General features: G+C 51.6%; 10 protein-coding genes. 2 read left to right on the top strand and 8 right to left on the bottom strand.

Going from position 1 to position 13,560, the window contains the following annotated elements; all coding sequences use genetic code 11:
- The first annotated feature begins 40 nt into the window (after window positions 1-40).
- Together pnp and FJ146_05350 are read left to right on the top strand one after the other, a co-directional pair.
- Entirely contained in the window at window positions 41-2,131 is a 2,091-nt protein-coding gene (pnp, locus tag FJ146_05345; GenBank protein MBM4251373.1) for a polyribonucleotide nucleotidyltransferase, read from the top strand.
- Between the two features lie 153 nt (window positions 2,132-2,284).
- Complete coding sequence (locus FJ146_05350; GenBank protein ID MBM4251374.1) at window positions 2,285-5,809, top strand: AMP-binding protein; 3,525 nt, start codon at window positions 2,285-2,287, stop codon at window positions 5,807-5,809.
- A gap of 20 nt (window positions 5,810-5,829) precedes the next feature.
- Here the strand turns inward: FJ146_05350 and FJ146_05355 are convergent, their stop codons facing one another.
- From FJ146_05355 to FJ146_05390, 8 genes are all read right to left on the bottom strand, one after another.
- Window positions 5,830-6,663 carry a hypothetical protein gene (locus FJ146_05355; protein MBM4251375.1) on the bottom strand — a complete coding sequence of 278 codons (834 nt, stop codon included), beginning with the start codon at window positions 6,661-6,663 and terminating at the stop codon, window positions 5,830-5,832.
- Window positions 6,660-7,550 (bottom strand): TIGR02147 family protein, encoded by an 891-nt coding sequence (locus tag FJ146_05360; GenBank protein MBM4251376.1) that lies wholly within the window; start codon window positions 7,548-7,550, stop codon window positions 6,660-6,662. Before FJ146_05360 ends, FJ146_05355 begins: the two co-directional genes overlap by 4 nt.
- A gap of 114 nt (window positions 7,551-7,664) precedes the next feature.
- Window positions 7,665-8,387 (bottom strand): hypothetical protein, encoded by a 723-nt coding sequence (locus FJ146_05365; GenBank protein MBM4251377.1) that lies wholly within the window; start codon window positions 8,385-8,387, stop codon window positions 7,665-7,667.
- 11 nt (window positions 8,388-8,398) lie between these two features.
- On the bottom strand, window positions 8,399-9,169 hold the full coding sequence (locus FJ146_05370) for an outer membrane lipoprotein-sorting protein (GenBank protein MBM4251378.1): 771 nt from the start codon (window positions 9,167-9,169) through the stop codon (window positions 8,399-8,401).
- A gap of 48 nt (window positions 9,170-9,217) precedes the next feature.
- A complete protein-coding gene (locus tag FJ146_05375) occupies window positions 9,218-10,561 on the bottom strand; it encodes an FtsX-like permease family protein (GenBank protein ID MBM4251379.1) in 1,344 nt (447 codons plus the stop codon).
- A 14-nt stretch (window positions 10,562-10,575) separates the two neighbouring features.
- Complete coding sequence (locus FJ146_05380) at window positions 10,576-11,373, bottom strand: outer membrane lipoprotein-sorting protein (protein MBM4251380.1); 798 nt, start codon at window positions 11,371-11,373, stop codon at window positions 10,576-10,578.
- Window positions 11,373-12,734, bottom strand: a complete 1,362-nt coding sequence (locus FJ146_05385; protein ID MBM4251381.1) for an ABC transporter permease — start codon at window positions 12,732-12,734, stop codon at window positions 11,373-11,375. Before FJ146_05385 ends, FJ146_05380 begins: the two co-directional genes overlap by 1 nt.
- Entirely contained in the window at window positions 12,731-13,468 is a 738-nt protein-coding gene (locus FJ146_05390; GenBank protein ID MBM4251382.1) for an ABC transporter ATP-binding protein, read from the bottom strand. The genes FJ146_05385 and FJ146_05390 overlap by 4 nt, the downstream gene beginning before the upstream one ends.
- Window positions 13,469-13,560: the final 92 nt, after the last annotated feature.

Below are 13,560 nucleotides of genomic sequence, written 5' to 3' on the forward strand. Positions count from 1 at the left end.
GTGATGCGGAAGTGCTTTTGCCAAGTTAAGGATGCTGCGAATGAGTCTGATTAGAGAAGTAACCGTCGGTGATAAGTTAATTAAGCTGGAGTTTCAGCGGTTTGCTAAGCAAGCCAATGGGTCCGTGATGGTCAGCTGTGGCGACACTCAGGTCCTAGTGACCGTGTGTGCTGCTGACGAGGTCAAAGAAGGCCAGGACTTCTTCCCGCTCACCGTCGATTATATCGAGAAGTTCTACGCAGCAGGCCGGATCCCCGGTGGATACATTAAACGTGAAACCAAACCTAGCGAGCGGGAAGCACTGATCAGCCGGGTGATTGACCGTCCTCTCAGGCCATCGTTCCCTGAGGAGTACATGTGCGACACCCAAATCGTGGCGACAGTGATGTCCTTCGATCCCCAGCACAACCCAGCTCCGCTCGCCCTGCTAGGTGCCAGTGCAGCGCTGATGGTCAGCGACATTCCGTTCAATGGTCCTGTCGCCTCGCTGCGGATCGGGCTCCATGACGGCAAGTTGATCTTGGACCCGCTGAATAACCAACCCTCTGACCTCGATCTCAACGTAGCCTGCCGTCCTGACGCCATCTTGATGGTGGAAGCCGGCGCCAACTTCTTGAGTGAAGAGCAAATGCTCAGCGCCATCACGACGGCACAGCAGTGGATGAAGCCGCTGTTCGACGTGCAACTCGAGGCGCAACGCTTGATTGGCAAGCCGAAGCGCACGGTCGTCAAGAAAGCTGTCGATGAAGCCCTGAAAGCCAAGGTGTACGCCGCTGCTAAAGGACCGATCGCAGCTGGGTTTGCTGTGAGCGACAAGCAGGAGCGCAACAAGGCACTCAAAGCCGCCGGCAAGCAAGTGATCGAAGCCGTTGTTGGCGAAGGTGACGGACCGGAAGTAAAGGGCGCTGTTAAGGGCATCCTTGAAGAGCTCAAGTACAACATGATGCGTAGCCAAATTCTCGATGAGAAGAGGCGTATCGGTGGTCGTGGCTTCCGCGACGTCCGTGACATCCTCTGTGAGACCCGGGTATTGCGTCGCCCTCACGGTTCATCGCTGTTTCAACGTGGCGAGACTCAAGCTGTGGCGACCGTGACTTTAGGTGCCGGTGATGACGAGCAGCGTTTGGACTCCATTCACGCTGCTGACGAATTCAAAAGCTTCATGCTGCACTATAACTTCCCACCGTTCTCCGTTGGTGAAGCTAAGCCCCTGCGCGGGCTGAGCCGTCGCGAGATGGGACACGGAGCTCTGGCCGAGCGTGCGCTCGCTCAGATCATCCCGACCAAGAACAAGTTCGGCTACACGGTTCGTCTCGTATCCGAAGTGCTTGAGTCCAATGGTAGTTCCTCGATGGCAACCGTGTGCGCGGGCACCATGGCACTACTCGACGCTGGCGTGCCAATCGTTGAGCCAGTAGCCGGTATCGCCATGGGCTTGATCAAAGAGGGCGACAAGTACGCCATCTTGACCGACATCCTTGGTGACGAAGACCACCTCGGTGACATGGACTTTAAAGTATGCGGCGGCGAGAACGGTATCACTGCTTTGCAGATGGATATCAAGATCGGTGGTCTATCGAATGAGATCATGAGCGCTGCTCTGGAGCAGGCTAAAGAGGGCCGGCGTCACATTCTCGGCAAGATGCGCGCTTGTATTGCGCAGCCGAAGGAGCTGAGCGAATACGCGCCGCGGATCTTCCACCTGAAGATCCCAACTGATCGTATCCGTGACTTGATCGGCCCAGGCGGCAAGATGGTCAAGAAGATCGTGGCTGACACTGGCGTCAAGATCGACATCAGCGATGACGGCATGGTCAATATCGTATCGCCGGATGTAGTATCGGCTGAAGCCGCGAAATCAATGATCCGGACCGTGACTACCGATCCTGAGATCGGTGGCATCTATCTCGGCAACGTTAAGCGCATCGTTGATTTCGGTGCCTTCATCGAAATCAGGCCGGGCCAGGAAGGTCTTTGCCACATTTCCGAGCTGGAAGAGGGTCGCGTTAACAAAGTGACGGACGTCCTCAAGGAAGGCGAAGAAGTGATGGTTAAAGTCTTGGACATCGACCGCCAAGGCAAGATCAAGCTCAGCCGCCGTGGGGCCTTTGGTAAAAAACCAACGCCCTAATCGACTTAAGATTGTTCAAACATAAGTGGCTACAGAGTTGCTCACGCAACTATGTAGCCATTCTTGTTAAGGTCACTTGCATCAGCCTGGGCGAGAGTGATTTTATGTGAGGTGAGACACTCACAGCAGCAGCCGATACTGGAGCCCCCTTCTATGCCCGCAACGATCGCTCCCCACAATCAAGAGCTACTTTTACTCTCTCAAGAGCGTGCGCGTCACTTACTCCAGTCAGATCCCGTACTGAGTAAGAGCGTCACCATCCCGGCCTTGGTGAGCGAAATTCTGGGCAAGAGCAAAGTCGCTATCGATTTTGTGACCCATGCTTGCCGCGTTTATGCCGAGAGGCCAGCTCTAGGATATCGCCAGCCTGGCGAACGCCATTTCCGCACTGTCAGCTACGGTGAGGTTTGGGAGCAAGCTTCAGGTTTAGCCTCCGGATGGAGTCACAGCGGCCTCGTAAGCACCGAGCATGCCGTTGGAATCCTGGGATTTGCCAGTCCAGAGTTTGTAATTGCCGAGCTGGCCTGTCTCTATTTGGGTGCCGTAGCGGTGCCTCTTCAAGCTCATATGCCAGCGAGTGACTTTGAATACATTATTAACGAAGCTGAGATCTCCTGCATGGTCGTGAGCTGGGAGCACCTACCATCTATACTCCGTGTGTTACCCAGATGCCCCTCTGTCAAAAGCCTGGTGCTGATTGACCTAGCCACCAGTGATCACCATGCCTCTGATGTTGTTCGGATACAAAAAGAGCTGACGGACTCTGGAAGCAGCGTGCGACTGGCGACGATCAATGACGTCATTGCCCTTGGAGCATCTGAGGGCGTTATCCGCCCTTATCGTCCGTCGCCCGATACCGACCCAACGGTCACCGTCATGTATACCTCTGGAAGCACTGGTAGGCCCAAAGGCGCGGTATTCCATGAGCGTCTGTGGGCCGCATATTGGCACAGCTCGACGCGACTAGATCAAGGCGCAAACTTGCCCCTAGTTTACCTATCGTTTTCTCCCCTGAATCATATAGCAGGTCGCATCAGCGTCCTGCGTAGTTTTGTCAATGGCGGCCTTATTCACTTTACGCAGAAGAGTGACATGTCGACGCTATTTGACGACTTTAGAGTAGCAAGACCGACGACCTTTTTCTTGGTACCACGCGTGTCGACCCTGATTTACCAGGAATTCCAGCGCGAAGTCATGCTACTGAGGGCTGAGGCTTCGAACTTGACAGACGTCTCTGACATCGAGAATCAGGTGATGGAGACCATGCGCTACAACTTTCTCGGTGATCGCCTTTTATCGGTTACAACAGGCTCAGCGCCAACAGCGCCAGTGATCCTGGATTTCCTCAAAAATACGTTTCTGGTTCCAGTCTTTAATACCTATGGTTCTACCGAGGGCGGGATTATTTCTGTTGATAATCGCCTACTGCGTCCAGCGGTAGAAGACTACAAGCTCGCCGACGTCCCAGAGTTAGACTACCGAACTACCGACAAACCTTATCCTCGTGGGGAACTCCACGTTAAATTACGCCATCATGTCCGTTACTATCTTAAGAATGCCGCTGCGTCGGCAGAATTATTTGATCAGGATGGTTACCTACGTACTGGCGACATTGTCGAAGAACATGGACCTGACGAACTACACTGGATTGATCGCAAGAAGAATATTCTGAAGCTGTCACAAGGCGAATTTGTCAGCCTGTGGCGCCTAGAAAGTATTTACACGGGCGGTAACGGTCTCATCGATCAGATTTTCCTATACGGTACGGGTATGCGTTCTTATTTACTCGCCGTCGTCGTACCAAATAGTGAGGCCCTAGCTAAATTGGACATCGCATCATCAGACGATGTAGCTATTAAAAGGGCAGTGCAATCCGAGATCAATCATATCGCAAAAATTGAATCACTTTTCCCTTACGAAATCCCGCGCGACGTTATCATCGAACGCAGCAGATTTACGAAAGATGAGGGACTTGTAACCGAAAGCGGTAAACAGATCGCCGGTAAATTAAAAGCTCGCTACGCTGACGAACTAGAGCGCCTCTACGATCTACACGACAATCAACAATTACTTGAGTTAGCAAAATTGCGGGCGGCATCGCAAGATTTAGACCTAGGGGTTAAAATCCTACGCGCCGTAGCAGCCACCCTTGGACTTCCCGAGCACGATCTTGATCAGACACACAGCTTCGCCAGCATTGGTGGTGACTCAATGAGCGCCGTACAGCTGAGTTCAACTCTGGAATCACTTTGTGCCATTAAGGTGCCTGTGGGTTTAATTCTTAATCCCCATCAGTCGATCGCAAACCTCATCAAGCATTTAGATAACATGACGCAGACGGAGAGCCCGGATCGCCCAGGTGCGTTTAACGCCGTTCACGGCTCAACTCCGACTGAGGTTCTGGCTAAAGATCTGAGTATCGAGCGCTATTTTACGCGGGATGAGTTAGATGCCGGCCACTTGGCTCCGCTCACCGATTTGCCACCCGATCCAGCTGTGCTGCTTACGGGTGCTAACGGTTTCCTAGGTCGCTTTCTTGCCCTCGAGATGGCCTTGAAAGCGCATAAATCGCGACCCATTTACTGTGTCGTCCGCGCTCCCCATGATGCTGCCGCCAAAGATCGATTTATAGATAGTTTTGAAGGCGCCGATGACTCGTTAAGAAACAAGGTAACGAAACTCGTAGAGTCGAGGCGACTCATCCCCATTGCTGGTGACCTGATGCAACCTAAACTCGGTTGGTCGGAGGATCAATGGCAGTCGCTCACCACTGAGGTCGACATCGTGCTACACAATGGCGCCCTGGTAAACCATGCCTTCACCTACGAGCAACTATATGAGCCCAACGTACTTGGGACGGCAGAAATTGTGCGCTTTGCAGTGGCCAAAAAAAGAAAACCACTAACCTTCGTCTCGAGTGTGGGTGTTGCCAGTTATCTGCCGCGGCATACGGTTGTCACTGAGGATGAGACTGCCAGCAGGCTATTCTCAGGAGTACCATTATTAGATACCTACGCCGCCGGATACGGCACAACCAAGTGGGCTGCCGAAATACTGCTAGAGCAAGCTGCGAGTAAATTTAACCTTCCCGTCACGACGGTACGCTGCGGCATGATATTGTCGCATACAAAGGAATCAGGGCAGATCAATAGCAACGACTTTTTTAGCCGCCTCCTTTGCGGTCTAGTATATACCAAATTGGCGCCCGCCTCCTTTTATACGCACAATTCAAACTCAGAGGCCCACTTCGACGGATTACCAGTAAATTTTGTGGCGGAGTCGATCGCTAGCTTTGCGCTAAAACCATCCGCTGGTTATTCGCTCTACCATTGTGTCAATGACCACCAGGATCGCGTATCGCTTGATCAAATCGTCCAATGGGTAAGATCGGCAGGATACGATATCACCATGATCGCTGATTTTGACAACTGGTACCGTCGCTTTTCCGATCGCTTGCAGCAACTCCCTAGCCATAAACGCCAGCAGTCGCCGCTTCCCATTATCTATCAATGGGAACATCCGATTAACGCTAACGACGAAATACGCTTTGCCGGCGCTAACATGCGCAGTAAACGCGCACAACTCGGACTAGATGAGACAGTGCCACACATTACTGAGACTTTTATCCACAAGTGCCTACGTGATCTGCACAATCTTGAACTAATACCCGGTACTTAATTGAGGCGCCCTAGAGTGGTTTAGGGCGCTGAGAACACAGCGAAGGCCTGCTGAGCATCAGCAAATTTATCGAGCTCAATACGCTTCAACCGCGTGATGTAGTCTCCAGCCCCCTCCTGCACGTACCAGGTGAGGTATGTGTTACCTTTTGAAGTAGCTAGTTTCTGAGTGATTTTCCTGAAGGCTCCGCTGTATCCGCTGAGCGATGTTGTGGTTGTGATACTTTGTACCTCACACGACGAGTATGACGGAACGTCTACGACTGCTCCATTGGCACTCGTAGCCTTTACCGTTACCTCGGGAGTCAGCGTGACCGTACGCCTAAAGAGTGGATCGGTGCCAATTATATCCCAGGACTTGCCGTCAGCGGACGCCGTCACCGATATCTTGCCGGCACTGAGGTCGCCATTCACCGCAAGGCTAAACTCAACGCGACCCGATGGTGCACCAGACCCGTAAAGTGGCGATGCACAGCCGGTCATGGCTAAGTCTACAAGCGAGTTAGGGAGTCTGGTATTTTGGAGCATAGCATCATCAATCCTGCTGATTGGGCGAATGGACTTGATGGATTCCGTGCTAGTTTTTGAATTAATCGAAGCGACAGTCGCGGCACTCCCCATACCAGAGTCACTACTAATCACGGCGTCGCCTCGTTCAAAAAGTCCGTCAGTTGCTATGTCTTCCGTAGAATCATTCGGGAAGGCTTTTTTGGGCATCTGTGTGCGTGAATCACCACCACCGTCCTTGCCAGGCTTAAACCCGTTACCGACTTCCGTGCCTAAACTACAACCAACGCCGCTAAAGCATAGGCTTGTGAAAAATAAAGCATGGATCATCGGTTGGTGAAGTTTCATCCGTTCACCTTCCTCGTAACGGGGTACATCTGCACATTGATTTGAATCACCGACTCGGGATCAGCTTCGGTGACGGTATGCACCGCCCAGCTATGGATGTCGCGTCGAAATTGTTTGATCCGTTCCTTGAGGGCCGGAACCGCCATCTCTGGTAGCATCACAGTCAAGGCGCCGAATTCACGCTCACTGATGTCCAAAGTGTCGATGGCATGTTTAGCCAAGTCGAGCATTTGCCGGTGGTAGTTGCGAATCGCCAGGCTGCGCATTTCGTCACTGGAAAATATCATGTTGTCGCTGGGTATCAGGCGGTCCCCATTACGCACCACAAATCCTGCATCGATTAAAAAGCGCAGACCTTGACTGACTTCATTCACTGATGCGGCTCCGACCAAACGGCGCGAAATCCAATAGGGATCTTCGCGAAACTCTGGTAGTGACACCATTTCCCGCAGCACGGGATACAACCAATGACTTAGATAAGTGACTTCATCGGCGTGGAGGTCACGTCGCTTAGCCTGCGGCGTGAGTTGCTGGAGGATCCGAAAACAGGCCTCCTTATCGCTGTCGTTCTTGGCCTGGTTCATCTGGACCAGCGTGGCAAAATAGGCGGCCATGGCACCTTTCAGATTGAGGCCCTGCACAAACTGATCGATGGCGCCTTGTCCTATATTACGCTCACCTTCGATCACTAACTTTAAGGTGTTGGGAGCTGAAAAGCCCGCTGCTTTAGAGAAGGCCCGGTAACTATAGCCCCGATGGCTAGCCTTCTTAAACTCGTAAAAGTCCCGAAGATAGACCCGGTAGTCCATGTAGCCATAAACGGACAGCGTCGCCTGCTCTCCTGATGAGCCAGCTTTCTGATTCCCGTTTTGACTCGCTTTCGCCATGGGGCCTGATCTCCATACTGCATTAGCGTATTCGGAATAATCAGGCCAAAACTTGAGGGTTTTTTCTATATATTTGTTATTACTAAAAAAATACTGAGGGTGTGTATACAGGATTTACTTGAGTAGGCGCAACCGCTCACGGATGGTGTCAGCTAGTTTGGGGTCAAACTTTGGAGCTTCCAAAAACTTTTTGAGGCGCAGTAGCGACTTAGGAGGATTTTCCCGCGCAATTCCCTCTTGGATAGCCTTTGGCGCATCAACGTTCGGGTCCACGGCTAACCCGAATTCCACTTCGGTTGCCTTGTCGTTACCGTCGACTGGCGTAAGCCGAATATTTACCACCATCTTTTTCACCCGGACATATTCCGACTTCACGGGAACTTTATCGTCGACCGAGACAGCCTTAAACACGATTTGCGGCGCGGAGCCTGGCTTCTCCCGATCGATATTCATCACGGCTTTTACGGCAAAATCTCGCTTCGATAGGGGCCACGGAGCTTTATTGATGCCATAAATCACATTAAATTGATCTGCGAGAGACGTCTTGGGATCGTGCGACACTTTACGCTCAATCTCCTGACTCTCCACACAGCCCTCGATCCAATTGGCAAAGTTTGACCCCTCGATCAGCGTAGCTGCGGTCGTGGCCATATCAGAGGGGACCACCATACTACTCAGAAACTCCGTAACTCCGGCCTCACTCGACGCCTTGCTGTATACAGCAACTCCGTCGATTTCCCCAGAATGCTGCCAGGATTTATCCGGTGTACGCCCTAGGGCCGTCAACCCGAAGAATAGGGAGACTGAGGCAATGACTAGGCGGAAGTAAGGTTTCATATGGTCCCCTGTCACAACAAATTCTTGTCAAAAAGCTGTTTCTTCACCTTATCAGATTCAATCTCGACCTCGGTGATTTTTAATGCCGATGAATCACCAGAATCCGCCATCTTCATGACTACCATCGTGGGAATCTGATAGCCCTTAACATCCTTGCGCTCGTCAATCATGAGCTCACGGATAAGTTTACCGTCTTTCGCATAATATTCGACCTTGTCCACCGAGCTGTCACTGACGCGCACCACATTGACCAGATAAGCAAAGTCTGCATCCGCTGTATCGGGTACCGATTTGATACGATAATGCGGTGCACCTTTGTAGTCTACTTCGCATTTAGCGCCTTCGCACAGGGCCTCGTGTTTGAAGTTTTTGGATCGCGCAAAATCAAGGTCGCCGTAGGAAAAATGAGATTGTACAAAGTACTGATCACCACCAGAATTAGCGACCCTTTTCGGAGCTCCTGAGCTGGTCTTAATCCAGCGATCGTCGTTACCTTTGCGCCTTGAGTGAGCTAGAATTTTCGTATTGTTCGGTTTTGTAAATTCGATGAGTGTGTGCTGCTCGTCATCGTTGACTTTCATACTCCAGCTCTTAAACGCCTTTTCAACCGACGACCCGCCCTTGCTAATGGTCAAGGTGACCACGGTAAAGACGCTGGCGGGGGTCTTCGTGTCGTTCAACTTCTTCATAATCTCATCGGCGTTAGGTTTAGCTTCGCCTGCAATCGAACTGCTAGAGATCAAGGACACCAAAAGACCCAACTTTAAGTCTAACCTACGCATAGTGCCTCCTTAACGATCCAAAACGATCGCCATGAAATAACAAACTGATCAAGTGTCCCTCATCGCATCAGCAATTACCATCATTGCTGCCCGCCTTGACGCTAAATTCGCCGTTAAGGTCGCAAGTACAACTAACACCATACCGGTCACGGCCCAGGTCATCGGCAGGCTGATCACTTGGATACTGATCGGATTGCTCATCATACCTGCGCTGAATTTGATCTCAGCTAAATGTATCAGCTCGCGTAGGACAAATGTGCTACCAAGTCCCGCCATGCAGGCAAAAAGGCTCAGATACATACCCTCAAGCGAGAACATGGCCACAATGTGGCGCCGGAGAAATCCCAGGCTCCTCAGGGTGCCAATCTCGCGAGTCCGCTCTTTGACTGCCTTCATCATCGTATTGGTCACGGCCATCACCACGATAAAGACCACGATCACGAGGAAAATATTGCGAATGGTCCGTTGGAGACTCAGCCCCTTGACGACCTGGTCGATCATCGGGTGCTTGAAGGTCTTCACCACTTCTAGATGAAAAGGCATGGCTGCTTCGGCGGCTTTCAGCCTGCTAGTGAACTCGTCAATTTTTGATGGATCACGCAATTGCACGTGAAACGAAGAAATTTTGTCGGTGTCGAGCATTTGCTGCGCCGAAGCTAAGTCCGTTACCGCATGTCGCTTGAGTAGATCCCGTACACCAGGGTCGTGGATACCCGCTACGGGAAAATTGACGATGTTAGCTTGGCCGGCCTCAGTCGTCACGGTTAGACTCACTTGGTCTGTCGCACATTTAAAGGCTCTCTCCTCAGGCACAAAGCTGCCGTCAGATCTGAGGAACTTACCACCTTTATCGTTTACTAAGGGATCGCACCCTACAATCCGCCCTAACCCACTGGCAAGAATCACTGACGGTTCCTTGGCCCTTTCCAGAGGCACCCCAGCTGAAGTATTCCAAAACCATTTATCACCACGCATGGCTCCACCGGCTTCTAACTCGTAGCCGTATCCAGCAAATACAGCCGATTGCTGCCCGGCCGACACAATGCCATACATATCAAGAATCTTGGTGTATCGCTCCACCTCAGGATCTTGACCCAGAAATTCTGTGATGAATTTCTGCTGCTTCTGATCGAGGGAATGATGCCAAGGATCCTGGTGTCCGGCTTGCAAAGCACCGTGTTGCTGGATCATCAGGTCCCCTAACATACCGCGATGACGCGTCGACTCGACAACTTGTCGATCCAGTAAAGCCATAAAACCGTCAAACAAAGCCACCGAAGCGAATCCCGCAGCAATGGCAAGTATGGTGGAAAAACTCTGACGCCAGTTACGCATGACATTACGACGGGCTATGCGCGAAATCTGCCTAAATATGAGACCACTGCTTTGCATGATGACCTCTTTCTTCACTTGATGAAATTTTTGACGTCCAGACTGCCATCAGGAACATCGATAATTTTCGGTGTTGATACCACAATCGTCGAACTGCTATCAGCTCGTTGGGCATCTTTGATAAGAATCTTGCTCATAAAGGGCCGCTCTTTGCCGCTGCTTGAAATTTTGTTTTCGTACTTGAATTCGGCTAACTTGAACGGCTCGCCTTTGATGCTTAGAAATTCGGCTTTCAGACCTAGATGGTTAGCCTTAGCTACCCAGTAACGAATGCCGTTATAGCTGACATTTTTTGCCTTTGCCTTAAGCTCCATCTTCCAACAATCAACACCACCTACTTTTTCCTCACCGACTATGGACCCGTCGTAATCACGAAAATAATTGGTCGAAACTATGTCTGCGTTGGACGCCGGCCCCGTTAACTTCTGTCGCGCCGAGATAACGACGGGACGCTTCATACCTGGCTTGACGAACCAAAGATTCCGCTCCTTAAACACCATATATTCACCCTTACTGGTATCTGGTTCCATGGTCTCTGCAACGGCCTGATCACCTTTAGCTTTAATGAGGTAGACAATCTTACTGGTGTTTTTGCCGTCAACAGTTTCAACGTTTGAATTCCAAGTCATGCCGACATCGACCGCTCCTCGCGCACGGTCGGCATCCTTCAAAAGTTCCTCTGCCGAGGGCGCATCAGCTGCCTGGGCCGTGGCCAGTAGTGGAAATGTGAACGCCACAAACAATTTACGCGTAGTACTGAAAACTTTTGACATGGTTGCTCTCCGTAATAGACTCAGGTTGATCGACCTCATCAACGGTGAGTTCCAGTGAGTAAATAGGCAATGTTGTTTTTGGCTACATTCCAGACCGCGTAAAGTGCGCTTGTCACGGCAAGAACAAATATGGCAATCCCACCGCGGCTTATTGTACCCTGGTCGATCAGCATCTTTACTTTGAGACCTGATATAATCCCTGGAATATCGAGCGGTAGGCCCAGCGCATTTAGTCCCATGATCATCACAAAGCCAAACGCTGCACCAGAAATCAGTGCTATGAGAGCGATACAGGCGATTTCTGTGACGAAAAGAACGCGTATCCATCGCCTTGTAAAACCCAGCGACCGCATCATGCCGACTTCGCGTGCGCGCTCAATGATGGTCATTGTTGCAGAGTTGGAAACCGACAAAGCTACCACGGCCGCGATGATGGTTGCTATAAATCCAGTCACTGTTACGATAAATTTGGACATCCCGTCGTAGTGCGGCGAGACACCAGGATCGTTCCACGCGAAAACATCGAAGTTCAGACCAGCCGTAGCCAGTTTCGATTTTAGGCTCATCATCACGGCTGGAACATCTTCCTCGTCCTTCAGCCACAGCGAATACGATGTCGCTCCACGCGTGCCGTAGAGCTTTTGCAACTGGGCTAGGGGCAACCGAGCCGCGGCGCTGTCGAAAAAGGAATTGGATGTAGCGAAGATGCCCGTCACACTGGCATCGTAACCCGTCATCATACCTGCCCAGCTGTAGCCAGCGAGCTGAACGAGAGAATCAGCATTCAGCTTGTCATTGAGATCTGCCGCAGCACAGTCAATGGGATCACTGCTGCCACCGGCTTGCTCGGGATCTCTCGGGCTATTTTTCCCGACCAAAGTGGCAAGACCAGTGCTAAGCATGATGACCGACTCATCCGCGTTGTAGGCCCACAGTTCCCGCCCTTTCTTAAGACTACTCAGACCGCCGTTCCACCGTACGTTGTAAGCGTGCTGCTGCAGCCGCCGATCGAGCTCGGGGTCGATACCTGTGGCGTAAAACGGTACGGACTGGCACCCGTTACTCACCAATCCAGGCCCGATTAACTGCGCCCCCTCGTATTCAACCTCCGGCATCTCTGCCGTGATTCTCTTGATGGCTTGTAGGTCTCGTTCGTCGAGACCATATTCGCGGGGATTTGTTTCAAACTTATCAAGCCCCTCGTGCTTGTATAAAAGTATGTGGCCGGTTCTCGCACCATATACGGTATACGCCCGCAGGTTGTGCTCGACCTGTTCATGAAAGCCGGTGATGGCCAGTAGCCCGGCAAACCCGAGCCCTAAAGCCGAACCCGTAGCTATATTTCGACGCCGATTGCGCGACAGGTTGCGCGCAGCAATCCTGAATAGTTGAAGATTCATGACTTAATGACCCCGTCGGCTATGTGAACGATGCGCGACACGCGGCCCATCAACTTCTCGTCGTGGGTCGAGAAGAGAAAAGTCACGCGCCGCCGCGCATTGAGATCCAACATAAGATCGATGATGCGATGGGAATTCTCGGAGTCCAGGTTTGCAGTGGGCTCGTCGGCCAGTACCAAATCCGGATTACCAGCTAGCGCTCGAGCGATCGCTACACGCTGACGCTGCCCACCGGATAGCTGATCTGGAAGGTTACGCACAAACCGACTACAGCCTACGTCTTCGAGAGCCTGATGCACCCGCTCCCGCCGTTCTGAGGCTGGGACGGTGGGGTTAATCAGTAGTGGAAGCTCGACGTTCTCGGCGACAGTAAGTACCGGTACTAGGTTAAATGACTGGAATATGAATCCAATCTTTTGGTTACGCAGCCGGCTTCTCTCATTATCATCAAGCGACAGTACATCAACACCATCAATGACAATAGAACCCGACTCAGGTTCATCGATACACCCGATCATGTTCAGTAGTGTACTTTTGCCGGAACCAGAGGCACCGATCACAGCTGTGAACTCACCACGGTTGAGTTCCAGACTGAGCCCTCGCAAGGCAGGGACGACGGTCTGCCCGAGCTTATAGCTTTTAACTAGGCTACTGAGCCTTACGATAGCATCGGCTGTGGCAGTGAGGAGTTGGGGCTCTCGGTTTTCAGCATCATTGAGGTGCTTGACATGCATAACCATCGTAACACTCCTTTGTGACTGAACCTAAAAACTGACCGTTTTATCGGAGCAGCAGGAGAAATTCTTTAGGTCCACAAAGAAATATT

The organism is Deltaproteobacteria bacterium (assembly GCA_016874735.1).
GTDB lineage: Bacteria > Bdellovibrionota_B > Oligoflexia > Oligoflexales > CAIYRB01 > CAIYRB01.